Consider the following 26,238-nt stretch of genomic DNA (forward strand, 5'->3'; position numbering starts at 1 on the left):
CAGTCCCTCCCTATCCGATCTTCCGTTCGCCGAGCGGCCAATAGGGCCGGCGCAGCTCCCGCTTCAGGATCTTGCCTGACGGATTGCGGGGTAGCTCGTCGACGAAATCGACCGATTTCGGCACCTTGTAGCCGGCGATGCGCTCGCGCGCGAATGCGATCAGCGCGGCCGCGTCGATGGCCGCGCCGGGCTCCGGCACCACGATCGCCTTCACCGCTTCGCCCCAACGCGGGTCCGGCACGGCGATCACCGCGCAGTCGCGAACGGCATCATGCTCATGCAGCACATTCTCGACCTCGACGGGATAGATGTTCTCGCCGCCCGAGACGATCATGTCCCGCACCCGGTCGTAGAGATAGAGATAGCCGTCCTGGTCGAGATAGCCGGCATCCCCGGTCCGGTACCAGCCGCCCTCAACGAACGCGGAGACGGTCGCGTCGGCAAGCTTGTGATAGCCGCTCATCACCAGCGGCGATCGCACCAGCACCTCGCCGATCGCGCCCGCCGGCAGCGCTTCGCCCGCGGCGTCGACGATGCGCAGCTCGACCTCGGGATAGGGCTTGCCGCAGCCGGCCATGCGCGGCGTCCCTTCGATCCGGTGATCCTCGGGCGGCAGATAGACGATCGTGCCGCAGGTCTCCGTCGCGCCATACATCTGCACGAAGCGCGCGTTCGGGAACATCGCCATCGAGCGCTTCAGGACATCGAGCGGAATGGGCGAGGCGCCGTAGAGCAGGCAGCGGACCGAGTTCAGGTCCGCATCCGCGGCGCGGGGGTGATCGAGGATCATGCCCAGCACCGCCGGGACCGCGAACATCCTGGTCACCCGGTGCCGCTCGATCGCGTCGATCAACTCGCCGATCTCGGGCCGGTCGAGCAACACGCCGGTCACGCCGGCGTTCAGCGTGCTGACCGTCCAGCCGGTCCCCGCGATATGGAATTGCGGCATGGCGATCAGCGACACGTCGTTTGCGTCCCACTCCGCCCAGCTCTCGCCGATCAGCCGGCTCTGCGCGATCGCGGCGGCGAAATTGCCATGGGTCAGGATCGCCCCTTTCGGGTGGCCGGTGGTGCCGCTGGTGTAGAGCTGGATCGCCGCATGGTCCGGGCCGACGGCAAGGACATCCGGATCCGGGGCATGTTCGCGCACCCAGATTTCGAAAGCCGGCATGTCCTGATGCGGCGCGTCGACCAGCATCACGCGCCCTACGGTGCCGGACCCGATCTGCGGCAGCCGCTCCGCTTCGGTGACCAGCAGCGCCAGCTCGGCGTCGGCGGCGATATAGGCGATCTCGCGCGCGACCAGGCGCCAGTTGATCGCGACGGTCACGGCGCCGATCCTGAGCGCCGCTTGCATCAGCACCGCATAGTCGATGCTGTTGAGGCCGAGATAGCCGACCCGGTCGCCCTCGCCGATCCCGATCGATCGCAGCGCGCCCACGCAGCGGAGCACCAGCCCGTGCAGCTCCGCATAGCTGACCCGCCGCTGGCCATGGATCAGCGCCGGATGGTCAGGAGTGGCGATGGCGCCGCGCTCGCTCATGCCCTGGAGCGGCAAGGCGTTCTCCTGCGCCTGCGAACGGGTTGTCGACACGCCGGTCCCCTCCCTCACTCAGAGAATAGCCGTCCGATCCCTCCCGGCAAGGAAAACAGGGCGAGGACGGGCGGGGGTGAAAAGCCCGCCCTCGCCGGCGCACCCCGTCCGCACGGACCGTGGGAAGGGGGGAAGAGGTGCGCCTCGGCTTCGATCAGAAGCCGACACTCAGTGTCGCGCGGAAGCCCAGCGCCGCGCGGCCATTCTGCTGTTCCGCACTAGCCTCCGCTCCCGCGCGGAAGCCGTCGCCGCCGCCGACCAGCCGCACCCGGCCCAGCCAGCCCGCCTTGCGATCCTCGGGCGTGAGGGTGAAGCTGTCGCCGTCCTTGAAATGGGCTTCAGTGCGCCCAAGCGATCCGCCGACGATCTCGCGCCGGCCGCCTTCCAGCTCGACGCGCAGGAAGCCCGTGTCGGACGTGCTCAGCTCGTAGCCCGCCGCGATCGTGCCGGTGGCGGCAAGCTCGTCGCTGGTGCGCGACGCGACGGTCAGATCGAAGGCATCGCCGCCCCCCTTTTCGGCGCGGCCGTCCTCGTGCAGCCGGAAATAGTCGATCGTCGCCGCGGGACGGATCGTCAGCCGGCCGGTGCGGAACTGATAGGAAAGCCCGCCCGATGCCGAATAGAGCCGGCCGTCCCAGTCGCCGGTGGCGGTGCGCACCACCTGCTCGGTGCCGAACGTGCCGGCAAACCGGCGCGACCCGTCAAGATTCACCAGCGCGGCGGATGCTCGGGCGAAGGCGTTGAACCCGCCCCAAGCGTTCCTCCAGTGCGCCGCTGCTTCATACTGGTTCGCATCGACCTGGCCGTCGGTCCGGCGCTGCTCGGTCTTGCCGTTCAGATAGGCGAGCGACACGCCGAATTTGCCGACGCCGCTGTTGAGCTCGATGCCACCGCTCGCGCCCCAGCCGGACGAGCGGTAGGATGCGCTGTCCTGCTGCGGCTTGCTTGTGCCCCAGACCGCCTGCTGCAGCCAGAAGCCCAGTCCGCCGCCCAGCTCCGCCACCATCGCGTTCGGGTCGGCGATATAGCCGCCGAGCGTCCGCGATCCGCGCGTCACCGTCTCGAACACGCCGCCGGCATGGTCGGGCAGCATCTGCGCGACGGCGTCCCGGAAATCGCCCTGCTCCCGGATTCCCAGGAACGAGCCGGCCACCTTCGCATCCTTGTCGAGCGCCTTGAACACCGCATCGTAAGCGGCCGCCTGCGAGCGGTTGAGGCCAAGCTCGGTCGCGGCCTTGCGCTGCACCTTCAGCGTCACTTGCCCCGCCGGGTCATCGGCGCTGACATCCCCCTTGAACATGAACGGCAGCGCCGCGCTGGTGGCCGTCAGATTACCGCCGCCGGTCAGGGTCCCCGCCTTCACAATCACGTAATTGCCTTCGGCGCTGCCGACGCTGGCGACCGAGACGGACACCTTCGCACCCTGGCCGAAGCTGGCGCTGCCCACCTGATACTGAGTCGCGCTGCGGGTGGCCGGGTCGATGGTCACGCCGATCGTGCTGTCTCCGGAGACATCGAGAGCGGCTAGCGAAACAATGCCCGCAGTGCGCACGTCGAGCATGCCGCCGGTCATCGTCACCGCCGCGCCGCCACTGTTGGCGAGCGTGCCGCGGAACACCGCCTTGTCGGCCAGCGTCAGCGTGTCCGCACCACCACCGAAATCGACCGCGCCGGTCAGGGCGGAGGTGCCGCCCAGCGCCAGCGAGTCGGCACCGGCGCCGAACGCCACGTCGTCTTGGACCAGCGCGTCGCCCGAAAGCGCCAGCCGGTTGTTGCCGGCGCCGAAGCGGGTTGTTCCCGCAACCGTGCCGTCGGCGACCTCGAACACGTCGTTGCCCGATCCGAACAGCACTGCGCCCACGATCTTCGGCGCGGTCGCGGTATCGGCGACCTTGTTCTGGCGCACCGTCGCGCCGCTGCTGTTGGCTTGCAGGTCGATCGCGACCGCGCTTTCCACCGCCGCCTTTTTCGAGGTCGCGCTGATCGCGCCCGTATTCTCGACCAGCGTCAGCGTGCCCGACGCATCGCGGATCGCGGTGGCCGTGGCGTCGCCACTGGCGACCGCGCTGATTTGGCCGCTGTTGGTGATCGTCGGCAGCGAGCCGCCGCTATCGATCGAGACCGCGCGCACCTGCCCGGCCGCACCCGCGCCGCTCGTTGCCGCCACGGCACCGCCGACCCGCAGCTTCGGAACCGCCGCGCCGGAGCCGATCCGGATCGCGGTCGCGTTGGCATCCAGCGACTTGGCGCCGACCGTGCCGTTCACCGCAGCGCCGCCGGCGATAGTGACCGCCCCGCCGGTCCCGCCAATCTGCAGGCCGGTGCCGTCGATGGTCTTGTACACGCCCGAGCCGAGCACATCGCCGTTGATCACGAGGCCGAAGCCGTCGGCATTGCCGGCAAGCGCGCCGACCGCGACAGTGCCGCTGCTCGACCCGATCTGCACGGCCGGCGCCGCGCCGAACGAGGTCACCGAGGCACTGCCTTCCTTCGCGTCCTCGATGCCGTCCTTGTCTTCGTCATTGTCCTTCGGATCGGCGTCCTTCGGCTTGACGTCGAAAATGATGCCGCCGGCAACCGATCCGGCCACGCGTACAGCCGGGCCGCCCTGCAGCAGGTCCTCAGGATCGAATTTCGACACGTCGGCTGGCGGCGTCGCGGTGCGGTAGCCGCTGGTCACGACACTGCTCTGGATCTGCAGCGCGCCGCCGACCGGGCCGTTGACCGCCACCCCGACCGCACCGGCCCCCTGCACCGTGACGCCGCCCAGCACCTTGACCGAACCGCTGACGCCGTTGGTCCGGACACCCACCGACTGGTCGCCGAGCACGTCGACCGTGCCGCTTTGCGTCAGGTTGCCGGTCAGCGGTCCGGAGAGCATGATCCCCGCGCTCTCATTGCCCCTGACGCTGATCGCGCCGCTGTTGGTGACATTGCCGGCAAAGGCGCCGCTCGTCTTGATGCCGGCGTTGCGCGCCTGCTTCGAGAAGGGTCCGTCGAGATCGCCGTCCTTGTCCGTGTCGGTCGCGACATAGGTTTCGCCGATCACGATCTTGCCGCTGCTGTTGATCTCGCCGGCGCCGGAGGTCGCGAGGATGCCTGTCGCGTCGTTCGCGTCCTTCAGGCTGATTGACCCCTCGTTCTTGACCGTATTGGCGGTGTCGAGGGTGACCGCGGTGCCGCCGGTCGGCTCGATCGAGCCGGTGCTGGTGATGCGCAGGTCGTCGCGCGCGCCGTTCTTGACGGTCGAGGTCGCGACCCCGGCCGTGCGCTTCGCATCGATCGTGGTTTCGGCATGGGCGACGGCTGGGATGAACAGGATCGGGGTCAGACAGGAACAGGCAAGCAAACGGCGCACGTAGGAACTCCCATGATGTCGGGAGTGCCCAGCGGCCCCCCTTTACACCAGGAGGACGCCGCGGCCGGCGCGAGTGCGTAATGAAAAATCAAAAGGCGGTTTCGAACCCGATGCGCAGCGTGCGCGGGCGCAGCGGCGTCACTTGCTGCTCATGCCCCAGCATCAACGGCGAGCCGAGCGCGAAGCGGTTGCCGGTCTCGCCGGTCAGGTTGGTGAGCGTCGCCGCGATTGCATAGCGGCCGCGGGTCGCGCGCAATGACAGCCCCGTGTCGACATATTCGCCCTGGCGTTGGCCGAGGATCGGGCCGACGCCCAGCCGCGACCGGCCCACATAGCGCGCCCAGGCCGAGAAGCTGATGTCGAAAGCGCCCAGCGCGGTGCCGTAGCGCAACGCAGCCGACGCGTTCAGCCGGGCGACGTTCGGCAGGTCGGACCGGTCCGCCGCGACAATCGCCGCGAGGACTAGGGCCGGCCGCGTCAGCCGGCTGTTGGCGAGGACGCCGGCCAGGTCCAGGCTGAGGCCGGGCATCGGGCGTACACTCGCCTTTGCGTCGAGGGTGACGATGCGGCCATTGCCGATATTGACGGTGGTCGGCAGCCCGCCGGCGTCGACCTGGTCGGCCTGGATGTTCCGCCAGCTGGTATAGGACAGCGCGCTCGACAGCCGTACCGTCTCGTCCGGCGCTTCCCAGCGCACGCCGATCTCCCCCGCCCGCACGTCGTCGGGCCGATAGCGCTGCACGAAGGCGTCGCGGACGACGATGCCGCCCGGGCGGAAGCTCTGCTGGTAGCGCGCATAGGCGAGCAGCCCGTCGGCCGGCCGCCAGCTCAGCGACAGCGACGGCAGCAGCGCCACTTCGCGCCGGCTCGCCTTGTCCTGCGCGGCGCGCGCGAAAGCGAAGCTGGTGACTCCTTCGGCAGAGCCGGACAGCTCCAGCACCGTCAGCCGGCCGCCGATCGAGGCGAGCAGCCGATCCCCGATCGCGACGCTGCCTTCGCCGAACGCCGTCGCTTCCTGGATGCGGTTGGAAATACCGCCCAGACGCGCCGCCAGCGCGATCGGCGCGAAGCTGCGTTCCAGCGCGTAGCGGTTCTCGACGATGCTGGTGCCGACCACCCAGCCGCTGCCGTCCGGATTGTTGCGGACCAGCCGGTTCTCGTTCGAGAAGAAATCGACGCGGGCATGCTGGTCGAAGCGCGTCGGATCGCCGGCAGTGGACGCGTCGAAGCTCTCGCGGATGCGCTGCCGCGCAAAACTGGTCGCGGAGGTGAGAGTCAGGCCGCCCCAGCTCTTGCGGATCACCAGCTGGCCGAGCCCGTAGCGGCTGGCGAACCCTTCCGCGATTGGGCTCGCCTTGGTCAGCGGCGGCGCGTCGCGGTCGGCATATTGGGAATCACGGCCCTTGATCTCCTGCAGCGCGCCGCCCAGATCGATCGTCCAGTCGCCGCCTGGCGTGAAGCGCAGCCAGGCGCGGCCGCCGACCGTGTCGACGCGATTGACGTCGCCCTTCCCGCGCAGCGTGTCGTCGATATAGCCGCCCTCGCGGACCCGATAGGCGACGGTGCGCAGCCCCATCGTATCGCCGAGCGGCAGGTCGATGATCGCGCTGATATCGGCACCGGGATCGCCATGCTCGGTGAAGGAGACGCCGGAGCTGAGCGACGCTTCCGGCCGCTCCAGGTTCGGCGGCGCCGGCTGCAGCCGGATCACGCCGCCCAGCGTGCCGACGCCGTGCAGCGTGCCCTGCGGCCCCTCCAGCACTTCGACCGAGCGCACGTCATAGAGCCGAAGGTCGGGATCCGGCCCGTTATAGTTGAGCCGGGCTTCCCCCAGATATTCGCCGACGGTCGCCTGGGTCGGGCCGTTGAAGCTCGAATCGGCGAGGCCGCGGACGAACAATTTGTTCCGGCCCGGGCCCAGATGCGTCGAGGTCAGGCTCGGCAGATAGGCGACCAGAGCTTCGGTCCCGAGCGATTCGAGCCCCGCCGCCGCCATCTCGCCGTCGACGATCGACACAGAGGCCGAATAGCGGCCGAGCGGCGTGTCGCGCTTGCTGGCAATGACGACAATCTCTTCGTCGCCCGGCGGCTCCGGGGTCTCCGCGGGCGCCGGCCTGGCGCGCGGATAAGGCGCGGCGGGGAGCCGGACGATCCGCCAGCTTCTAGCCCCCACCCGCACCGCCCCGGCTCCGGTGCCGGCAAGCATCCGGCCGAGCGCTGCGCCGACATCGGCGGTCGAGCCGACCGGCCGGGTGCGCAGGCCAGCCAGCGTTGGATCGGAAATGCCGATGCTGACCCCTTCCCGCTTGCCGAGCAGGATCACCGCCCGGTCCAGCCGCGTCGCGGGCAACGCCTCCGCGGCAGCCGCCGTCAGCGGCGCAAGCAACAGGATCGCGGCCACGGCCGCCCGTCCGGCGCTCATCTCAGGGCGCGACCAGCAGCCAGCGGTCGCCCGAGCGGCGCACCTCGACACCCAGGATCGTGGCGGCGGAACGGAGCGCGTCCTCCCCCTTCCCTTCCAGCTGGATGATCCCGCTGAACGGCCGCGCGGAGACGCTCGCATCGGCGGCGACGGTCAGCCCGAGCCCCCGCGACAGGTCGCCGGCGACACGGTCAAGCTTCGCGCCGCGGTAGATCAGCCGTCCCTGCCGCCACGCACCGACCTGCGCCGCGTCGACGCGCGTGACGAGCAATTGGTCGCCTGATTCCTCGATCTGCTGGCCGGCGGGCACATGCACCTGCTCCCGTTCCGGATTGAACACGATCTCGCCTTCGGAGACGGTGACGGTGAAGCGCATCGGCTCGCGCACGACATTGAAGGCGGTGCCGATGTCACGGATCAGCGCATCGCCGCTCCTAACCTCGAACGGCCGCGCCTCGTCGTGCGCGACGGTGAACAGCGCCTCGCCGCGTTCCAGCCGGGCATGGCGCGGGCCTTCGAGCACCAGCCGCGTGCCGCCGTTCATGTCGATCCGGCTGCCATCCGCCAGGCGCACGGTCAGCTTCTGCCCGGCTGCGCTGGCGATCGTCTGCGGCGCAAAGCCGGGCTGCATCATGCTCGGCACCACCGCGACCAGCGCCAGCGCCGCCGCGACGGCGCCGCCCATGACCGGCCAGCGCCAGCGCCGCCGCGCGATGGGCTCGCGCCGCGCCAGCTGCTCGGCGATCCGCTCGTCCGCGACCGACAGCTCGTCGTACAGCCGCGCATGGCCGGGGTCCGCCTCCAGCCAGGCGGTGAAGCCGTCCCAGTCCGCGAAGGAGGGGTCGCGCGTCAGCATCACCCAGGCGACCGCCTGGTCTTCCGCTTCCCTGGTCACGCGCGCGCTCATTGGCCCTCCGCCTGGATGACGCCGCCGCTCGGGCAACTACGCATCGCCGCCGCTCCTCAGCTCCAGCAGGGCGCGATAAGCCTTTTGCAGGTCCTTCTCGACCGTGCTGCGGCTGACCCCGAACTCGCGTGCGACCTGGTCGATCGTCACCTCGTCGAGCCGGTAGCGGCGGAAGATCGCCTCGACCCGCGATCCGAGCGCGGCGAGCACTGCCTCCGCCCGCCCCAGCGCCTCGCGCCCGACCAGCGCGCGCTCCGCATTGGGCATCTCGTGATCGGCCGCGGTGGCGGCTTCGGCCCAGTCGAGATCGCGCCGCATCGCCCGCATCTGCCCCCGATGCCGGTCCAGCATCAGGTTGTTCGCCGCGCGCACCAGATAGCCGACCGGCTCGGCGATCGGCCCGGCGGGGGCAGCGGCGACCCGGAACCACAGCTCCTGCAGCAGATCCTCGGCATCGTCTCCAGCGCCGCGGGCGCGGAGGAAGCGCAGCAGCGCGGCGCGGTGGGCAAGAAACACCGCCTCGAGGCCGGCAAGAGTCAGGTCGCGGTTCCGAATCGAAGGGACCGGAGCCATGGCGTGCCGGGCCGGAACGGGCAAGCGCGCCGTCGACCGGCTTGCGACTAGCGACGACGGGCTTCAGCGCCGGCCATCAGCAAGGCGCCGGCCAGCCCGGCATCGTCGCCGAGCGCGGGCGGCACGACGAAGCCGGGACGCCCGGCCTCCGGGTAGAAGCCATAGCCGTTGAGTCCGGCCAGCAACGCGGCATGGGCGCGGGCGTGCAGGCCCGGCGCCTTCGACACCCCGCCTCCGATCACGATCCGGTTCGGCGCCGCCACCAGCACCAGGCTTGCGAGCAACTGACCCAGATAGCCCGCGATCAGCGCATGGCCGGGATGGTCGTCCGGCAGGGCGCCCAGATTGGCGCCGAACCGCCGCTCGATCGCCGGGCCGCTCGCCAGCCCTTCCGCGCAGTTCGCGTGCCAGGGACAGACCGAGCCGAAATCATCGCCCGGCGTCCGCACCAGCGACACGTGCCCCATCTCGGCATGGCTCGCCCCGGGCAAAGGCTGTCCGTGCGCCACCAGCGCACCGCCGATGCCGGTTCCGACGGTCAGGTAGATGCCGCAGTCCAGCCCCGCGAGGGCGCCCAGCGCCGCTTCCCCGCGCCCCGCCGCACTGACGTCCGTGTCGAGCGCGACCGGCACACCCAGCGCGCCGGCGGCAGCGGCAATGTCGAAATCGCGCCAGCCGGGCTTGGGTGTTCCGCGCAGCCGGCCATAGTCGGAATCACTCGGCCGGACCGCGACCGGTCCGAACGCGCCTACGCCGAGCGCGCTTATCGGAGGGCCGCCGCGGAAAAAGTTCAGGATCCGGGCAAAGCTCGGCTCAGGGCCCGTCGTCTGGAACGTCTCCGACGCCTCGATGCGGCCGTCGTCGCTGCCACGCGCCACCCTTATCTTGGTGCCGCCAAGCTCGACGCCGCCCACCAGCATCAGCGAAGGCACGCAAGGATGGTTTCGGCAAGCGCCGCGGCCATGATGTCATAGCTTCGCGCGCCCTCCGCAGCGCTCGCATTGGAGGGGCTGCCGAAATAGGCATCCGGGCCGCCTGCCTCGGCGAAGGTCGTTGCGCCTTGCGCAAAAGCGGTCACGAGGCTCGACGGATTATCCGCCAGCACCTTGCCGCCGGCGGCATCGACCAGCTCGGGCCGGTCGGCCAGCACCAGGCTCGTCTCGAACTGGCCGGCATGGCAGGCGCCGGACTGGAACTCCTCGGTCAGCGTCGCCGCGAGCGCGCGGCGCGTGAAATCCGGGAAAGCGACCGGCAGGCCGAGCGCCGCAACCTCCGCCGCCGCCTCGCGCAGCATCGCGACGTTCTCGGGATCGAAATGGCTGTTGGCGAAAGCAAGACAGGCAAAGCCCTGCTCCTTCAGCGATCGCGCGATGTCGATCAGCACCGCCCTGCCCGCCGCCGCGCCGATCGAGATCGTGCCCGCGAACTCCGACGCATAGCCGGCCGGCGCATAGGCGAGCGCCGGCAGCACGAAGGCGCGCACGCCCTGCCCTTCGAGCATCGCCGCCGTGCGCGCGGCCATGCCGTCGCTGATCACCACGTCGGTGATGAGCGGCAGGTGCGGCCCGTGCGCCTCCACCGCACCCAGCGGCAGGATCGCCGCCACCGGCGCTCCGCTTGCCAACGCGTCGCGGACCGCGGTCCAGGGTGCATCGCCCAGCCTCATCCGAACCGCGCCCTCAGCGCCTTGCGGTCGAGCTTGTCGCGATCGTTCCTCGGCAGCGCGGCTTGGGCGAAGATCACTTCCCGCGGCGCCTTGTAATGGACGAGCCTGCTGCGGGCGAAGGCGATCAGCTCCTCGGCAAGCACCTCCGACGCTGAAACGCCCGGCCGCGGGAACACGATCGCGACCGGCTTCTCCAGCCCCGCGCCGTCCTTCTTCCCCGTCACGCAGCACTCGCCGACCGCATGGTGCTGGGCCAGCACATTCTCGACCTCGATCGGACTGACATAGATGCCGCCGCTCTTGATCAGGTCGTCGCCGCGCCCCTCGTAATACCAATAGCCGTCTTCATCCTCGCGGAATTTGTCGCCGCTGACGATCCAGCCGCCGCGCAGATGCTCGACCGACTTCGCATAATCGGCATGGTAGCAGAGCGCCGCCGACGCGCCCTTCAGCCACAAGGTCCCGACATCGCCCTTCCCGACCTGATTGCCCTCGTCGTCCAGCAGCCGCGCTTCGTATCCGGGCACCAGCCGGCCCAGGCTGCCCGGGCGGATATCGTCGGGATGATTGCTGATATAGATGTGGAAACTCTCGGCGCTGCCGATGCCGTCGATGATCGGCACGCCGAACGCCTGGTCCCAGCGCCCATGGAGCTCCCGCGGGAGCGCCTCGCCCGCGCTCCACATGAAGCGGATGCTCGACAGGTCCGCCTTGCGCCTGCTTTCCAGCATCTTGTGAATAAGGGTGGGCACGCTGGTGAACACGCTGGGGCGATGCCGCTCGATCAGGTCGAACAGCCGCTCCGCGCTTGGCTGCTCGCTAAACAGGACGGTGGTCGCGCCCACGGCGAACGGGAACATCAGGTTGGTGCCCGTCGCATAGCCGAAATAGAGTCGCGCGCCTGAAATCGTGACGTCGCTCTCGCGCATCCCGATGAAGCGCTTGGCATAGACTTCGGTGTTGAACGGGAAATGGCCGTGGCTGTGGACCGCGCCCTTGCTCTTGCCGGTCGATCCGCTGGTGAACAGCCACACGGCCGGGTCGTCCAGCCGCGTCGGCCAGGGCTCCGCGTCCGGCGCGATCGGGGCTGCCAGCCATGCGTCAAAATCGCCGATCACGCCCCGTCCGTGCCGCGACGCCTTCGCCGCTGCCCCGAACGCCACCGCGCTGGCCTCGTCGACGAACACGAACTGCGGCTTCACATAATCGAGATAATAGGAATAGTCGGCCTCGGGCAGCAACGGGTTGATCTGGGTGACCACCGCGCCTGCCTTGATCGCGCCGAACCAGGCATAGGCGAACTCGGGACAATCGCGCATGCACACCAGCACGCGCTGCTCCGGCAGCAAGCCTTCCGTCACCAGCCGCCGGGCGACGCGATCCACCTTCTCTCGCACTTCCGCGTAGGTGATTGCCTGATCCTCAAACAGGATCGCCGTCTTGTCCGCGGCGCCGGTGGCCAGGAACCAGTCCGCCATATTGAAGTCGTCGGGAAACACCGGATCATCCATGCGCCTGCTCCGCGTGGCTGTAATGGCGGCGGTTGGGCCTGGCGCGCGCGTTCAACTCGGCCAGCTTCTCGTTCGCTTTCTCCGCCTCGCGATACAGTTGATATTCGCCGGACTTCAGCTGCACCGGCCAGTCGAGCGGCATGCCGCACGCAGTCCGGACGCCATAATGGCCGGCCGCCTGTCGCGCAAAGAAGGGGTTGTTCAGCATCGGCCGGGCGAGCGCGCACAGGTCGGCGCGGCCGGCGGCGACGATCGCGTTGATCTGCTCGGGCAGCGTGATGTCCCCCACTGCGATCGTCGGGATATCGCAGGTCAGGCGGATGAACTCCGCGAACGGCGTCTGCCACATCCGGCCATAGACCGGCTTCTGCCACGGAACCGTCTGGCCGGACGAGGCGTGGATGATGTCGGCGCCGGCTGCCTTGAAGGCCGTGGCAATGGTCGCGAGATCATCGAGCGTCAGCCCGCCCTCGGCCCAGTCGCTGCACGACAGCCGCACGGACATCGGCCGGTCCGCCGGCCAGGCCTCCCGCATCGCCATGAACACTTCCAGCGGAAAGCGCGCGCGGTTGAGCGCGCTGCCGCCATAGTCGTCGGTGCGCCGGTTGGTCAGCGGCGACAGGAAGCCGGCCAGCAGATAGCCGTGCGCCGCGTGCAGCTCCAGCATGTCGAACCCGGCGCGCGCGCCGCGGATCGTCGCGGCGACAAAGCTGTCGCGGATGTCGTGCATCTTCGCCCGGTCGAGCTCGATCGGCACGGGCGAAGCATTGTCGAAATAGGGAAGCGGCGAGGCCGACCAGACCGGCCAGTTGCCCTCAGCCATCGGCAGGTTCTCGCCCAGCTCCGGCACGTTGGTCGAGCCCTTGCGCCCGGCATGGCCCAGCTGCAGCGCCACCTTGGCCGGCGTCGCCACGTGAATGAACTCGACCAGCCGGGTCCAGTCCGCCTGCTGCGCGTCGTTCCACAGGCCGGTGCAGGCGGTCGTGATCCGCGCGTCGGGCGTCGGGCACGTCATTTCCGTGAAGATGAGCCCCGCCCCGCCCAAAGCACGCGCCGTGTAGTGGCTGAAATGCCAGGGCGTCAGGTCGCCCTCGATCGCGCTGTACTGGGCCATCGGCGCCATCACGACGCGGTTGGGCAGGGTGAGCCCGCGCAGGTCGAACGGCGTGAACATCGGCGTCGGTCGGTCGGCGGTGTCGCGGCCGGTCTCGTCGGAATAGCGCGCGTAGAACTCGTCCTCCACGGCCGCCAGGAATCGTGAGTCACGCAAGCCGATATTGTCCCAGGTTAACGCCTTGGCGCGGGACATCAGCGAGAAGGCGAAATGGTATCGCGGCTTGCGCCAGTGCAGCGGCATGTCCTCGAACCAGCGCAGCGACACCTGCGCATTGTGCTGGGTAATCTCGACCGGTGTGCGCCGTGCTTTCTCATAGGCCGCCTCGACCGCGTCGAGATCGTGCCCATTCGCGACCACTGCGCCCGACAACGCCGCCGCGCATTCCATCGCCAGCTTGGTGCCAGAGCCGATCGACCAATGCGCGGTCGCCTTGGCGTCGCCTAGCAGCAGCATCCTGCCGTGCCGCCACTTCGCGCAGCTGATCGTCTGGAAGCTGCGCCAGATCGACCGGTTGGTAATGAGGCCGTGCCCTTGCAGCGGCCCGGCGAAAATTGCCTCCAGCGCCTGCGCGCTTTGCTCCTCGTCGAGCGTGTCGAAGCCGTGCCCCGCCCAGCTTTCGGGGGTGGTCTCGATCACCCAGGTCGAATGGCCCGCTTCGTACTGATAGCTATGCGCGCAGAAATAGCCGCGCTCGGTCCGCACGAAGAAGAAAGTGAAGGCGTCAAGCGGACGGGTCGAGCCGAGCCAGCAGAATTTGTTGCGCGTGTCGATTGCGCGCACCCCGAACGCGTCGGCGTGCGCAGCGCGGATCGGGCTGTTCACCCCTTCCGCCACCACGACCAGGTCGCAGTCTCCGAAGCGGGTCTCGACCGCGTCCGGGTCGATATGCGTCGAAAAATGCAGCCCGACGCCCAGGTCCGCGCATCGCTGCTGCAACAGGCCCAGCAATGTCTGGCGCGAACAGCCCGCGAAGCCGTTGCCGCCGACCACGGTCCTGTCGCCGGCGTGCTCGATGACGATATCGTCCCACCAGGCGAAGTTGGACCGGATCGCGTCGTAGGATTCCGGATCGGCGGACAGGAATTCGTCCAGCGTCTCGTCGGAAAAGACGACGCCGAAACCGAACGTGTCGTCGGCGCGGTTCTGTTCGTACACGTCGATTGTCGCGTCCGGCAGCTGCTTCTTCGTCAGCAGCGCGAAATAGAGCCCGCCCGGCCCGCCGCCGATCACCGCGATCTTCATTCGACCACCGCTATCGTCTCGATCTCTACCCTGGCCGCGTCCTCGACCAGCCCGGAGACTTCGACAACCGCCATGCAGGGAAAGACCTTGCCCAGCACCTCGCGCCACGCTTCGCCGATCGCGGTGCGGGCCGCGACATATTCGCGCTTGTCGGTCACGTAGCAGGTCATCCGCACGATATCCGACGGGTCCGCCCCGCCCTCGGCCAGGATCGCGCGGGTGTTCAGCAGGACCTGGCGGAACTGGCCGGCCAGGTCGTGATGCTCGAATTCCTCCCGCTCGTTCCAGCCGATCACGCCGGCGGTGAACACCATGCGGCCGGTGGCGGCAATGCCGTTCGCATAGCCCTTCGGCCTGACCCAGCCGGGCGGCTGCAGGATCTTCATAACTCCTCCCGCAGCACGTTCAGCTGCTGCCCGGCAATGATCAGCTTCTGCACTTCCGACGCACCTTCATAGATGCGGAGCGCCCGGACCTCGCGGTACAGCTCCTCGACCTTCACGCCCTTGGCGATGCCCATCCCGCCGAACATCTGCACGGCCTTGTCGATCACCACCTGCGCCTGGTCGGTCGCGAACAGCTTCGCCATCGCCGCTTCGCGGGTGACGCGCTGGCGCTTCACGTCCTTGGTCCAGGCGGAGCGATAGACGAGCAGCGCGGCGGCATCGATGTCGAGCGCCATTTCCGCCAGCCGCTCCTGCGCCAGCGGCAGGTCGGCGAGCGTGCCGCCGAACATCCGCCGATTGAGCGCATGCCGCCCGGCCTCGTCGAACGCCCGCCGCGCAAAGCCGAGCGCGGCGGCGCCCACCGTCGTGCGGAAGATGTCGAGCGTCGCAAGCGCGATCCGGAACCCCTCGCCTTCCTCACCGATGCGCTTGTCGAACGGCACCACGCAATCGTCGAAGCGCAGCCGGGCGAGCGGATGCGGCGCGATCACCTCGATTCGCTCGGCGATGGAAAAGCCATGCGCGCCGGCATCGACCACCACCGCCGTGACCCCGCGCGAGCCGACGCCGGTGCGCGCGAACAGGCAGTAGAAATCGGCGATGCCGCCGTTCGAGATCCAGGTCTTCTCGCCGTTCAGCACATAGCCGTCGCTGGTCGCGGCGAGCGAGGCCGACAGCGCGGCCGCGTCCGATCCGGCCTCGGGTTCCGACAAGGCGAAAGCGGCGATCTTTTCGCCCGCGCAAACGGCCGGCAGATAGTCCTGCTTCAGCGCTTCCGATCCGAAGGAACTGATCGCGCCCGATCCTAGCCCCTGCATCGCGAACGCGAAGTCGGCGAGCGCGGAATGATAGGCGAGCGTCTCGCGGATGATCGACAGCGATCGCACGTCCAGCACCTCGTGCACGCCGCCATAGGCCTGCGGCACGCAGTAACGCAGCCATCCCGCTTCCCCCAGCGCGGGGACAAGCGCCCGGCAGGAGGCGTCGACATCGTCATGATCGCCGATCGAGGGTAGCGCCGCGCGCGCCCAGTCGTCGACCGCCAGCGCCAGCGCCTTGTGCTCGGCGCCCAGGAACGGCCAGTCGAGATAGCTCCGGTCCATCTCAGTCGCCCTCGAACACCGGCTTCTGCTTCGCGACGAACGCCTGGTAGGCGCGCTCGAAGTCCTTCGTCTGCATGCAGATCGCCTGCGCCTGCGCCTCGGATTCGATCGCCGTCTCCAGGCTCATATTCCATTCCATGTTGAGCTGGTTCTTGGTCATGCCGTTGGCGAAGCTCGGCCCCGCCGCAATCCGCCGCGCCGCCTCCATCGCGTGTCCGTCGAGCCGGTCCGCCGGCACGACGTCGTTGAACCACCCCCAGGCCTTCCCCTCCTCGGCGCCGAAGCTGCGGCCGAAGAACAGCAGCTCGCTGGCCCGGCCGTGGCCGATGATCCGCGGCAGGATCGCGCACGCACCCATGTCGCAGCCGGCCAGCCCGACGCGGTTGAACAGGAACGCCGTCTTCGCCTCCGGGCTGCCGTAGCGCAGGTCGGACGCCATCGCGACGATCGCGCCCGCCCCCGCGCAGACGCCATCGACAGCGGCGATAATCGGCTGCGGGCAGGCGCGCATCGCCTTGACCAGGTCGCCGGTCATCCGCGTGAAGTCGAGCAGTTCGGGCATCGCCATGCGGGTCAGCGGCGCGATGATCTCGTGCACGTCGCCGCCCGAGCAGAAGTTGCCCCCGCGGCTGCCGAACACCACCGCCTTGACCTCGCGCGCGTAGACCAGCGCACGGAACGTATCGCGCAGCTCGGCATAGGACTCGAACGTCAGCGGGTTCTTCCGCTCCGGCCGGTCGAGCGTGATCAGCGCGACGCCGTCCGCGAACGTCCAGCGGAAATGTTCGGGTGCGAAGCTGGTCGGGTTCATGCGGCTTCCTTGTGCAGCGGCGGCTGGAGCGCGCCAAGCAGGTCGCGCAGTCTGGCGATCTCGGCCGTGCTCAGCCCGGCAAAGGCCGCGTCGATCCAGGACCGGTTCTCCGCCGCCATTTGCGCGAACAGCGCCCGCCCTTCGGGGCTGAGGCGAAAGATCGCGACGCGCCTGTCGTTCGGGTCGGGCCGGCGTTCGACCAGGCCGGCCTCGACCAAGGGGGCGGTGACCTGCGTCGTATTGCCCTCGGTGACTTTCAGCCTGGACGTGAGGCCGCCGGCGGTAAGCCCGTCCTCGCCGGCACGGTCCAGCGCCGCCAGCACGTCGAAGCGCGCGATCGAAAGCCCGAAACGCTGCCGCAGCCGCGTGTCGACGCCTTTCTTGACGGCATTGGCGGTGCCCAGCAGCGCCAGCCAGGCCCGCAGCGCATCGCGGTCGTGGCTCACGCCGTCTCGCCCCCGTCGATCAGGATCGCCTGCCCGTTGACGCTCGCCGCCGCGTCGCTCGCCAGCCACAGCGCCGCCGCCGCGACTTCATGCGGCGCGATCAGCCGCCCCATCGGGTTGATAGCCGCGAACGACGCCTCGACGTCGCCTCGCCCGGTCTTCGCGGCCACGCCGTCCATCGCCGCGCGCAGCATCGGCGTATCGGTATAGCCGGGGCAGATCGCGTTCGCGGTGGCGCCGGTCTTCGCAAGCTCCAGCGCCAGCGAGCGGATCATGCCCAGCACCCCGTGCTTCGCCGCCGCATAGGCGCCGGCATAGGCATAGCCCTTCACCGATGCCGTCGATCCGATCGCGATGAAACGGCCCTGACCTTCCCGGATCATTGCCGGCACCGTGGCGCGCGCGGTCAGCCACACGCTGGTCAGGTTCAGGGCGAGCATCCGGTCCCAGTCGGCGCGCGCCATCTTCATCAGCGGTGCGGTCGCGGCGCCGCCTGCATTGGCGATGACGATGTCGAAAGGCGGGGCCGAGGCGATCGCGGCATCCAGCGCGGCTTCGTCGCACACATCGACCTGGAGCCGTTCGAAGCCGCTCGCCTCCAGCTTGGCGGGGTCGCGGCCGGCCACGCAGACCTGCTCGCCGGCATCGCGGAACGCGCGGGCGATGGCCAGCCCGATCCCGCTGCTCCCGCCGGTCACCAGCACCCGCCTGCCCTGCTGCGCCATCACGGCAGCCTAGGGTATTTTAGGATTAAAGCAATCCGCCGCGCTTGCGCCTGCGTGCGCCGCTATGCACAACGGGTGGCGCATGCGCTGCCGCACGATCTTCCGATGCTGAAATCGCTTCAGCCCGTCCTTGAGACGGCGCTCGACGCCGTGATCGTGCTCTATCCCGATGGCCGCGTCGCCGCGTGGAACCGGGTGGCGGAACAGGTCTTCGGCTGGAACGAGCAGGAGGTGCTGGGCCGCCCATTGGCCGAACTCATCATCCCGCCGCAGCATCGCGACGCCCATCGCCGCGGCATCGCCCGCTTCAACCGGACCGCCAAGGCGAGCATTCTCGACCGCCGCATCGAGATCACTGCGATCAACAGGGCCGGCCACGAATTCCCGATCGAGCTGTCGATCACCACGGCCAAGTTCGAAGGCGACGACATTTTCGTCGGCTTCCTGCGCGACATCACTACGCGGCGCATGGCCGAAGCGCTACTCCAGCGGCAGGCCCGCGAAGCGCAATTGCTGTTCGAAGTGACGAGCCTCGCCGCCGCCACCCATTCGTTCGAAGATGCCTTGCGCGCTTGCCTTCAGGCGATCTGCGACCTGACCGGCTGGCCGCTCGGCCACGCGTTGCTGCTGGCGGGGCAGGAACTGGTGTCTACGACCGTGTGGCATGACGAGACCGACGGCGCCGCCGATCGGCTTCGCGAAGCGACCGAACAGATCCGCTTCACGGCCGGTGTCGGGCTTCCGGGCATGGTTCTCGACGCCGAAGATCCGATCTGGATCGCGGACGCCGACCAGGACCCGCATTTCCCGCGCAAAGGGCTCGGCCTCGGCGCCGCCTTCGGCTTTCCGATCAAGAGCGAAGGCCGCATCATCGCGGTGCTGGAGTTCTTCACCTACGATCATGTCCGGCCCGACGAGGACCTGATGCTGATCGTCCGCGCGCTCGGCGACCAGGTCGGGCGCGTGCTCGAACGCAAGCGCACCGAGGAACTGCAGCGGCTCCTCGCGCACGAGCTCAACCACCGCGTCAAGAACATGCTGTCGATCGTGCAGAGCGTGGCGGCGCAGACCTTCAAGGACGCCGCAGCGCCCGGCGCCCTACGCGCCTTTGACGGGCGCCTGGCCGCGCTCGCCTCCGCGCACGACGTGCTGATCGCAAGGAATTGGGAAAGCGCATCCCTTCACGAGTTGATCCGCAAGGCAGGGCTGGGTTGCGGCGCCGATCGTGACCGCGTGCGTGCGGACGGCCCGGACCTGCGCCTCGACGCGAGAACGGCGGTCGCGCTGTCGCTCGCATTCCACGAACTCTGCACGAATGCGGTCAAGTACGGCGCACTGTCGAACGGCGGGGGCCGCGTCGACATTGAGTGGAGCGTGCACGACGGCGCCGGCCCGCGCCTGCGCCTCGTCTGGCGGGAACAGGGCGGGCCGCCCGTCGCGCCGCCCGCCACGCGCGGCTTCGGCAGCCGCATGATCGAGCGCGCCCTGGCCGCCGAGCTTGGCGGGAAAGTCGAGCTGCAGTTCCTTCCCGAAGGGCTCCGATGCCTGATCGAAGCCTCTCTTCCAGGCGACTAGCGGCTATTTGCCCTCCACGATCGCCTTCGCCTGGTCGAGCCGCGTGGAATAGGCGTCGAGTACGGCGGCTGTCCGCCCGGCATATTCGTTGGCATCGGCAAAACGCCGCTCCTCGATCGCCTCGCGCACGCCCGGCAGCGTCTTGGCGCCATAGCCGGTGAACCGGCCGGGCGCATAGACCATGTTGCGGAACCAGGGCCGCCCCGGCAGCCCCCGCGGATCGAGCAGCAGCTGGTCGATATCGGCCAGCAGGGCGTTCAGCCTGTCCCGCTGCTGCGGCGTCAGGCCCGCACCTTTCGCGGCGTAGGCCGCATCATAGGCTTTTGCGCTTGCCTTCAGCCGGTCGACCGCATTCTCAAGCGCCGCGAGCTCGATGTGCGGCGTCGCGGCTTCGGGCGCGGGCGGCGCGACCGGCTTCAGCGGATCGCTCGCCAGCCTGAAATCGCCGGCCGCGAGCAATCGCGCGCGCTTCTCGTCGTCGGTGCGACGGTCTGCCTCAAGCTTCTTCACCTCGCCCAGGTACCGCCCGACCGCCTCCGCAAAGTCCCCGAAGCGCTGCGGCACCGTGTCCGCATCGGCGATCCGCATGACGATCCGACCGACCGTCTTCGACAGCGCCGCGCCATATTTCAGGCCCGGATCGTCGAACATCGTGACATGGCGATAGCTGTCGTAGATCGAATGATAGACGCCGTCGCTCTCGTCCTCCCCGCCATAGCCCATGTTCAGCGCCGGGATGCCGACATGCTGCAGCATGCCGGAATAGTCCGATCCCGAGCCGAGCGGTCCGATCGGCAGGTCGGCGCCCTTCTCGGCGGCCGCGATCGCAGTCTCGTCCCGTCGCCCGTTCTTGTCGAAGGCGTTGGCGAGGATGGCGCCGCGGCGGCGCTCATAGGCGGTTGCGCCCGTCTCCGGATCGATCACGTCGCGGATCACGTCGTTGACTAGGTGCTGGAAGTCGTGGCTGCCCTGGGCGTTGAAGAAGCCGCGGCCGTTGCCGTCCGTGTTGATGTAGATGAGCGCCTTGCGCTTCAGCTCGGCCTCGTGCGTCTCGGCCCATTCGGTCGACCCGAGCAGCCCCGGCTCCTCGCCATCCCAGCTCGCATAGACGATCGTGCGATCCGGCCGCCAGCCCTGCTTCCACAGCGCGCCCAGCGCCTTCGCCTCCGACAGCATCGCGACGTTGCCGGACAGGGGATCGTTCGCGCCGAACACCCAGCCGTCATGATGATTGCCGCGCACGATCCACTGGTCCGGGTAACGCGCGCCCTTCAGCGTCGCGATCACGTCGTATATGGGCCGGATCGACCAGTCGGATTTGACCGCCAGGTGCACTTTCACCGCGCCGGTCCCGCCCATATGGTAGGTGAGCGGCAGCGCGCCGCGCCAGCCGTCCGGCGCCACCGGCCCTTCCAACCGCGCCAGCAGCTTCGATGCGTCGCCGTAGGACATCGGCAGCGCCGGGATTTTCAGGACCGTCGGCGCGGTCTCGCGGGTCAGGCGCTTCGCGTTCTCCGTCGCGCCGATGCCGGGCGTCAGCGGATCGCCGGGCGAGATCGCCATGTCCTGCACCGATCCGCGCTGCACGCCGAACGCGGGCCGGGTCCCGCCTTTGGGATAGACGTCTCCCTGGACATAGCCGTCGTCGGCCGGGTCGGAATAGATGATGCAGCCGACGGCGCCGTGATCCTGCGCCAGCTTCGGCTTCAGGCCGCGCCAGCCGCCGCCATAGCGCGCGATGACGATCTTGCCTTTGACGTCGATGCCGCGGCGGGCCAGCGCCTTGTAGTCGTCCGGCATGCCGTAGTTCACATAGACCAGGTCTGCCGTGACATCGCCGTCGCCCTGATAAGCGACATAGGGCGGAATCGCGCCCGCCAGGTTCGATGAGGTCGGGTCCTCCGCCAGCGCAGGCTCCTGCCCGCCCAGCACGACATGCTCTGGGGCGATCAGCTCGACGGTGGTCGAGATCGGCGTCGGATACAACACATGGAACGTCTCGATATGCGCGTCCCAGCCCCATTCTTTGAAGCGGGCGAGAATGAACTCCGCATTGAACTTGTCGTGAGGGGAGCCGACATGGTTCGGGGCGGACGACATCTGCCTCAGCCAGCCGAGCTGGTCTTCGGAGCTGATGCCGGCGTCGAACGTCGCTTCCAGCTTCTCCCGATCGGCCGCAGCAGCCGCGGAGCTGAGCGCGAGGCAGGCGATCGTCGAGAGCAGCAGGCGCCGTCCGGTCATATATGGGATCTCCTCTTCCGCTCCCTTCCATAATTAACCTCGGTCAAAGCGCAATCGGGGCGAAGAGAAACTTGATCCCGGGGAAGACCGCGTGCGCTATGGGAACCCGCGCCGGCGCGTTTATAAGCGTCGCCGATGAACGAGACCGCCGGCATCGAATCCGCGTCCGCGCTGCGCCTGACCCACCTCCAGCGGCTGGAGGCCGAAAGCATCCACATCATGCGCGAGGTGGTGGCCGAGGCGGATCGGCCGGTGATGCTCTATTCGATCGGCAAGGATTCGGCGGTGATGCTGCACCTTGCCCGGAAGGCCTTCTTCCCGGCGCCGCCGCCCTTCCCGCTGCTGCACGTCGACACGACCTGGAAATTCCGTGCGATGTACGAGCTGCGCGAGAAGGCGGCGCGCGCCGCCGGCATGGAGTTGCTGGTCTGGCGCAACCCCGAAGCGCGCGCGAAAGGCATCAATCCCTTCGATCACGGCGCACTCCACACCGACCTCTGGAAAACCGAAGGCCTGCGTCAGGCGCTCGACCATTACGGCTTCGACGCGGCGTTCGGCGGCGCCCGGCGTGACGAGGAAAAGAGCCGCGCCAAGGAACGTATCTTCAGCTTCCGCTCCGCCAATCATCGCTGGGACCCGAAGAACCAGCGGCCGGAGCTGTGGCATCTCTACAATGCCCGCAAGGCCAGGGGCGAGAGCATCCGCGTCTTCCCGCTCTCCAACTGGACCGAGCTGGACATCTGGCAATATATCCACCTCGAGAATATCGAGATCGTGCCCCTCTATTTCGCAGCACGCCGGCCGACCGTGGAGCGCGACGGGCTGATCCTGATGGTCGACGACGACCGCTTCCGTCTCCGCCCCGGCGAAGTGCCTGTCGAACGCTCGATCCGCTTCCGCACCCTCGGCTGCTATCCGCTGACGGGCGCGGTCGAGAGCACGGCCGCGACATTGCCCGACATCATCCGCGAGATGCTCCTCAGCCCCACGTCCGAGCGGCAGGGCCGCGCGATCGACAAGGAGGCCGGCAGCGGCAGCATGGAGAAGAAGAAGCAGGAGGGGTACTTCTGATGCACGCGCCCTCCTACCGGCCCGACGCCCTTATCGGCGAGGACATCGAGACATATCTCGACCGGCACCGCGACAAGTCGCTGCTGCGCTTCATCACCTGCGGCTCGGTCGATGACGGCAAGTCGACGCTGATCGGCCGCCTCCTCTACGATTCGAAGCAGATTTTCGAGGACCAGCTCGCCAGCCTGGAGGCCGACAGCAGGCGCGTCGGCACGCAGGGCGAGAATATCGACTTCGCGCTGCTGGTCGACGGCCTCGCCGCCGAGCGCGAGCAAGGCATCACGATCGACGTCGCCTACCGCTTCTTCGCGACCGACAAGCGCAAATTCATCGTCGCCGACACGCCGGGACACGAGCAGTACACCCGCAACATGGTCACCGGCGCCTCGACCGCCGACCTGGCCGTCATCCTGATCGACGCGCGCAAGGGCGTGCTGACCCAGACGCGCCGCCATTCCTATCTCGCGCATCTGATCGGCATCCGCCGGATCGTGCTGGCGGTGAACAAGATGGACCTGGTCGGCTACGGCGAGGCCGTGTTCGACCGGATCGTCGCCGACTATCGCGCCTTCGCGGCGAGCATCGGCATCGCCGACTTCCTCGCCATCCCGGTTTCCGGCCTCGCGGGTGACAACATCGCCGGGCCGAGCGGCAATATGCCCTGGTATTCCGGACCGACGTTGATCGGCCATCTTGAGGCGGTACCGATAGACGCGGAGCAGGGGCAGCGGGCTCCCTTCCGCCTGCCGGTTCAATGGGTGAACCGCCCCGATCACGCCTTTCGCGGCTTTGCCGGGCTGATCGCGAGCGGCACGGTGCGGCCCGGCGATCCGGTGCGGGTCCTGCCCTCCGGCCGCACCACGACGGTCGCGCGGATCGTCACGCTCGACGGCGACTTACCCCAGGCCGTGGCCGGCCAATCGGTGACGCTGACCTTCGCCGACGAGATCGACTGCTCGCGCGGGTGCGTGATCGCGGCCGCCGACGCGCCGCCCGAGGTCGCCGATCAATTCGAAGCGACGATCGTCTGGATGGCGGACGAGGAGATGCTGCCCGGCCGCCCCTATTGGCTGAAGCTCGGCACGCAGACCGTCACCGCCAGCATGCAGCATCCGAAATACCAGGTGAACGTCAACACGATGGAGCATCTGGCGGCGAAGACGCTGGAGCTGAACGCGATCGGCGTCGCCAACCTGTCGACCGACCGGCCGCTGGTGTTCGAACCTTACGAGACAAGTCGCGACCTGGGCGGCTTCATCCTGATCGACAAGCTCAGCAACGCGACCGTGGGCGCGGGGCTGCTGCACTTCGCGCTGCGGCGCAGTCAGAACGTCCATTGGCAGGCGCTCGACGTCACGCGGGAGCGGCGCGCCGCCCTGAAGAACCAGAAGCCCGCCGTGCTGTGGCTCACCGGCCTGTCCGGCGCCGGCAAATCGACGATCGCGAACCTGGTCGAAAAGAAGCTCGCGCGGATGAACCGCCACACTTTCCTGCTCGACGGCGACAATGTCCGCCACGGGCTCAACAAGGACCTGGGGTTCACCGACGCTGACCGGGTCGAGAATATCCGCCGCATCGGCGAGGTCGCGAAGCTGATGACCGATGCCGGACTGATCGTGGTGACCGCCTTCATCTCGCCGTTCCGTGCCGAGCGGCGGATGGTGCGCGAGATGATGGCGCCCGGCGAATTCGTCGAGGTCTTCGTCGATACGCCGCTCGCCGAGGCGGAAGCGCGCGACGTGAAGGGCCTCTACAAGAAGGCGCGCGCCGGGGAGCTGAAGAATTTCACCGGGATCGACAGCCCGTACGAGCCGCCGGAGCACCCGGAATTGCGCATCGATACGACCACGATGTCGCCCGAACAGGCGGCCGACCTGATCATCGAGCGGCTGATCGGCTGACCGGGTTCCCAGGCCCGGCTGGGCCTTGAAAATTATACTGAACGCGAAATGAACCGAAGCGCACGCAGCGGGTTGATATCCCAGAGCGGCAAGCCGTCATCGACGGGGGGTTCAACTGCTCAGGGAGTGTGCGCGTATGAAAAAAGCAATCTTGGCCGCAGCTGCGGCGATCGGGTTCGCGGTACCGGCCAGCGCGGGCGTCATCACGCTGGGTGGCATCACCCAGAACGGCGCCAACGACTTCACCTTCACCTATCAGGGCACGCTGGGGCCGGACGAAGGTCTGCGCGCCGGCGATCGGCTGATCATCTATGACTTCCGCGGCTATATCGACGGTTCGATTTCCGCGGACGGCAACGCGAACGTCGTCGTGTCGGTCGAGAACACATCGCCCGGCGGTATCGTGACGCCAGGCTTCAACGACGATCCGAGCCTCGTGAACCTGGTCTTCACCTACATGGGACCGGATTTCCGCAACACCGGCGGCCCGTTCACGCCGTTCGACTTCAACGGGCTCAGCGCGCGCTCGACCCTCGGCGGGATGGGCGTCGATGCCTTTTTCGGCCTGTCGACGAAGAACAATCCGGACGGGACGCCCGGCGGCTCGAACACGGCCGTGTTCTCGCTGGGGCAGGTCACCGTCCCCGCCGCCGCGGTTCCGGAGCCGGCCACCTGGGCAATGATGCTCGGCGGCTTCGGCCTGCTCGGCGCCACCGCGCGCCGCCGCGCGCGCCCGGGCCGCGTCACGTCCTAACCGATGAAAATCTCCGCCGGATCGCGGCGGAGCAAGCCTGATGCAGCCCCTCTCCTTCGCCGGGAGAGGGGCTATGCCTTTCTGACGAACGATCAGACCGGCCGTTCACGTCGATTCGGAAAAAGAGCGGCTCAGCGATCGGCGCGCTCGAAGTGAAATGGTGGAGCCGAGGGGGATCGAACCCCTGACCTTCGCAATGCCATTGCGACGCTCTCCCAGCTGAGCTACGGCCCCACGCCTTTCCGCCGGGCTGGTCCGGCGGGCTTGAGCGCCGCCCGTTAGCGGGGCGGCGCGGGTAAATCAATCGCCTAAATCGATCAGCTTTCGTCGTCGCCGTCGCCGGTGGCGACGCCAAGATCGTCGTCGCCGCCCAGATCGACTTCCTCGTCCGCCGAGGGCTCGCCCTCGTCGATGTCCAGATCGTCGTCGCCGCCGACCAGGACTTCATCGTCCTCGCTCTTCGCCTCTTCCTTCTTGGGCGCGTCGAACGGCAGCGGCTGCTTCGACTTCAGCACCGGCTCCGGCTCCCACGCATAACCGCAGTTGATGCACTGGACGGGGTCGTCCTTGCCGAGATCATAGAATCGGGTCGCGCATTTCGGGCAGCTGCGCTTGGCTCCCCATTCAGGCTTCACCATCTGTGGCCTTGCTCCGAGTGTGACGTAAAGAAAAACAGCGGCGCATCACGTGTCGATGCCCCGCCAATCGGCGCGCGCCTTGCCATAGCAAAGGGGCGCTGTCAAAAGCCCCGCGCTCGCCCTTCCGACAAGATAGG

The 26,238-nt window shown here is 68.4% G+C and carries 20 protein-coding genes and 1 tRNA gene; 4 read left to right on the forward strand and 17 right to left on the reverse strand.

Annotated elements, in window-relative coordinates; all coding sequences use genetic code 11:
- Positions 1–10: 10 nt before the first annotated feature.
- The 14 genes from GON01_RS11175 to GON01_RS11240 all read right to left on the reverse strand — a co-directional run bounded on the left by GON01_RS11175 (position 11) and on the right by GON01_RS11240 (position 17,921).
- Positions 11–1,594, reverse strand: a complete 1,584-nt coding sequence (locus GON01_RS11175) for a long-chain-fatty-acid--CoA ligase (protein WP_309503494.1) — start codon at positions 1,592–1,594, stop codon at positions 11–13.
- 154 nt (positions 1,595–1,748) lie between these two features.
- Entirely contained in the window at positions 1,749–4,952 is a 3,204-nt protein-coding gene (locus tag GON01_RS11180) for an autotransporter outer membrane beta-barrel domain-containing protein (RefSeq protein ID WP_181600057.1), read from the reverse strand.
- Positions 4,953–5,040: 88 nt separating this feature from the next.
- The gene (locus GON01_RS11185; RefSeq protein WP_198159842.1) at positions 5,041–7,374 is read right to left on the reverse strand and encodes a TonB-dependent receptor; all 2,334 of its coding nucleotides are present in this window, start codon (positions 7,372–7,374) and stop codon (positions 5,041–5,043) included.
- 1 nt (position 7,375) lies between these two features.
- Positions 7,376–8,281, reverse strand: coding sequence for a FecR family protein (locus GON01_RS11190; RefSeq protein ID WP_157027432.1), 906 nt, complete (start codon positions 8,279–8,281; stop codon positions 7,376–7,378).
- 36 nt (positions 8,282–8,317) lie between these two features.
- Positions 8,318–8,854 (reverse strand): RNA polymerase sigma factor, encoded by a 537-nt coding sequence (locus GON01_RS11195; protein ID WP_157027433.1) that lies wholly within the window; start codon positions 8,852–8,854, stop codon positions 8,318–8,320.
- A 47-nt stretch (positions 8,855–8,901) separates the two neighbouring features.
- Positions 8,902–9,786 carry an ROK family protein gene (locus GON01_RS11200; protein ID WP_157027434.1) on the reverse strand — a complete coding sequence of 295 codons (885 nt, stop codon included), beginning with the start codon at positions 9,784–9,786 and terminating at the stop codon, positions 8,902–8,904.
- On the reverse strand, positions 9,774–10,520 hold the full coding sequence (locus GON01_RS11205; RefSeq protein WP_157027435.1) for a creatininase family protein: 747 nt from the start codon (positions 10,518–10,520) through the stop codon (positions 9,774–9,776). The genes GON01_RS11200 and GON01_RS11205 overlap by 13 nt, the downstream gene beginning before the upstream one ends.
- Positions 10,517–12,031 carry a benzoate-CoA ligase family protein gene (locus GON01_RS11210; RefSeq protein ID WP_157027436.1) on the reverse strand — a complete coding sequence of 505 codons (1,515 nt, stop codon included), beginning with the start codon at positions 12,029–12,031 and terminating at the stop codon, positions 10,517–10,519. Before GON01_RS11210 ends, GON01_RS11205 begins: the two co-directional genes overlap by 4 nt.
- Positions 12,024–14,390, reverse strand: coding sequence for an oxidoreductase (locus GON01_RS11215; protein WP_157027437.1), 2,367 nt, complete (start codon positions 14,388–14,390; stop codon positions 12,024–12,026). Before GON01_RS11215 ends, GON01_RS11210 begins: the two co-directional genes overlap by 8 nt.
- Positions 14,387–14,776 carry a RidA family protein gene (locus GON01_RS11220; protein ID WP_157027438.1) on the reverse strand — a complete coding sequence of 130 codons (390 nt, stop codon included), beginning with the start codon at positions 14,774–14,776 and terminating at the stop codon, positions 14,387–14,389. Before GON01_RS11220 ends, GON01_RS11215 begins: the two co-directional genes overlap by 4 nt.
- Positions 14,773–15,939, reverse strand: coding sequence for an acyl-CoA dehydrogenase family protein (locus GON01_RS11225; RefSeq protein WP_157027439.1), 1,167 nt, complete (start codon positions 15,937–15,939; stop codon positions 14,773–14,775). Before GON01_RS11225 ends, GON01_RS11220 begins: the two co-directional genes overlap by 4 nt.
- Before the next feature lies 1 nt (position 15,940).
- Complete coding sequence (locus tag GON01_RS11230) at positions 15,941–16,750, reverse strand: enoyl-CoA hydratase family protein (protein ID WP_157027440.1); 810 nt, start codon at positions 16,748–16,750, stop codon at positions 15,941–15,943.
- Complete coding sequence (locus tag GON01_RS11235; RefSeq protein ID WP_157027441.1) at positions 16,747–17,196, reverse strand: MarR family winged helix-turn-helix transcriptional regulator; 450 nt, start codon at positions 17,194–17,196, stop codon at positions 16,747–16,749. The genes GON01_RS11230 and GON01_RS11235 overlap by 4 nt, the downstream gene beginning before the upstream one ends.
- Positions 17,193–17,921 (reverse strand): SDR family NAD(P)-dependent oxidoreductase, encoded by a 729-nt coding sequence (locus GON01_RS11240; RefSeq protein WP_157027442.1) that lies wholly within the window; start codon positions 17,919–17,921, stop codon positions 17,193–17,195. Before GON01_RS11240 ends, GON01_RS11235 begins: the two co-directional genes overlap by 4 nt.
- Before the next feature lie 75 nt (positions 17,922–17,996).
- On the opposite strand from GON01_RS11240, the gene GON01_RS11245 reads away from it, so the two are divergent.
- Positions 17,997–19,496, forward strand: coding sequence for an HWE histidine kinase domain-containing protein (locus GON01_RS11245; protein ID WP_198159843.1), 1,500 nt, complete (start codon positions 17,997–17,999; stop codon positions 19,494–19,496).
- A 3-nt stretch (positions 19,497–19,499) separates the two neighbouring features.
- On the opposite strand, the gene GON01_RS11250 is transcribed toward GON01_RS11245, so the two are convergent.
- Entirely contained in the window at positions 19,500–21,737 is a 2,238-nt protein-coding gene (locus GON01_RS11250; protein ID WP_157027444.1) for a transferrin receptor-like dimerization domain-containing protein, read from the reverse strand.
- 135 nt (positions 21,738–21,872) lie between these two features.
- Between GON01_RS11250 and cysD the strand changes: the two genes are divergently transcribed.
- The 3 genes from cysD to GON01_RS17005 all read left to right on the forward strand — a co-directional run bounded on the left by cysD (position 21,873) and on the right by GON01_RS17005 (position 25,463).
- A complete protein-coding gene (gene cysD / locus GON01_RS11255; RefSeq protein ID WP_157027445.1) occupies positions 21,873–22,808 on the forward strand; it encodes a sulfate adenylyltransferase subunit CysD in 936 nt (311 codons plus the stop codon).
- A complete protein-coding gene (cysN, locus tag GON01_RS11260; RefSeq protein WP_157027446.1) occupies positions 22,808–24,709 on the forward strand; it encodes a sulfate adenylyltransferase subunit CysN in 1,902 nt (633 codons plus the stop codon). The genes cysD and cysN overlap by 1 nt, the downstream gene beginning before the upstream one ends.
- Positions 24,710–24,845: 136 nt before the next feature.
- Positions 24,846–25,463 (forward strand): PEPxxWA-CTERM sorting domain-containing protein, encoded by a 618-nt coding sequence (locus GON01_RS17005; RefSeq protein WP_157027447.1) that lies wholly within the window; start codon positions 24,846–24,848, stop codon positions 25,461–25,463.
- Between the two features lie 158 nt (positions 25,464–25,621).
- On the opposite strand, the gene GON01_RS11270 is transcribed toward GON01_RS17005, so the two are convergent.
- Together GON01_RS11270 and GON01_RS11275 are read right to left on the reverse strand one after the other, a co-directional pair.
- Positions 25,622–25,697 (reverse strand) — tRNA-Ala (locus tag GON01_RS11270).
- A gap of 83 nt (positions 25,698–25,780) precedes the next feature.
- Complete coding sequence (locus GON01_RS11275) at positions 25,781–26,101, reverse strand: TIGR02300 family protein (protein WP_157027448.1); 321 nt, start codon at positions 26,099–26,101, stop codon at positions 25,781–25,783.
- Positions 26,102–26,238: the final 137 nt, after the last annotated feature.

This window comes from Sphingomonas horti (assembly GCF_009753715.1).
Taxonomy (GTDB): Bacteria; Pseudomonadota; Alphaproteobacteria; order Sphingomonadales; family Sphingomonadaceae; genus Sphingomonas_B; species Sphingomonas_B horti.

Coding starts and splice junctions, on each gene's coding strand:
- GON01_RS11195 (WP_157027433.1), bottom strand. CDS start 8,854: ATGGCTCCGGTCCCTTCGATTCGGAACCGCGACCTGACTCTTGCCGGC.
- GON01_RS11210 (WP_157027436.1), bottom strand. CDS start 12,031: ATGGATGATCCGGTGTTTCCCGACGACTTCAATATGGCGGACTGGTTC.
- GON01_RS17005 (WP_157027447.1), top strand. CDS start 24,846: ATGAAAAAAGCAATCTTGGCCGCAGCTGCGGCGATCGGGTTCGCGGTA.
- GON01_RS11205 (WP_157027435.1), bottom strand. CDS start 10,520: ATGAGGCTGGGCGATGCACCCTGGACCGCGGTCCGCGACGCGTTGGCA.
- GON01_RS11225 (WP_157027439.1), bottom strand. CDS start 15,939: ATGGACCGGAGCTATCTCGACTGGCCGTTCCTGGGCGCCGAGCACAAG.
- GON01_RS11215 (WP_157027437.1), bottom strand. CDS start 14,390: ATGAAGATCGCGGTGATCGGCGGCGGGCCGGGCGGGCTCTATTTCGCG.
- cysD (WP_157027445.1), top strand. CDS start 21,873: ATGAACGAGACCGCCGGCATCGAATCCGCGTCCGCGCTGCGCCTGACC.
- cysN (WP_157027446.1), top strand. CDS start 22,808: ATGCACGCGCCCTCCTACCGGCCCGACGCCCTTATCGGCGAGGACATC.
- GON01_RS11185 (WP_198159842.1), bottom strand. CDS start 7,374: ATGAGCGCCGGACGGGCGGCCGTGGCCGCGATCCTGTTGCTTGCGCCG.
- GON01_RS11275 (WP_157027448.1), bottom strand. CDS start 26,101: ATGGTGAAGCCTGAATGGGGAGCCAAGCGCAGCTGCCCGAAATGCGCG.
- GON01_RS11220 (WP_157027438.1), bottom strand. CDS start 14,776: ATGAAGATCCTGCAGCCGCCCGGCTGGGTCAGGCCGAAGGGCTATGCG.
- GON01_RS11230 (WP_157027440.1), bottom strand. CDS start 16,750: ATGAACCCGACCAGCTTCGCACCCGAACATTTCCGCTGGACGTTCGCG.
- GON01_RS11240 (WP_157027442.1), bottom strand. CDS start 17,921: ATGGCGCAGCAGGGCAGGCGGGTGCTGGTGACCGGCGGGAGCAGCGGG.
- GON01_RS11190 (WP_157027432.1), bottom strand. CDS start 8,281: ATGAGCGCGCGCGTGACCAGGGAAGCGGAAGACCAGGCGGTCGCCTGG.
- GON01_RS11250 (WP_157027444.1), bottom strand. CDS start 21,737: ATGACCGGACGGCGCCTGCTGCTCTCGACGATCGCCTGCCTCGCGCTC.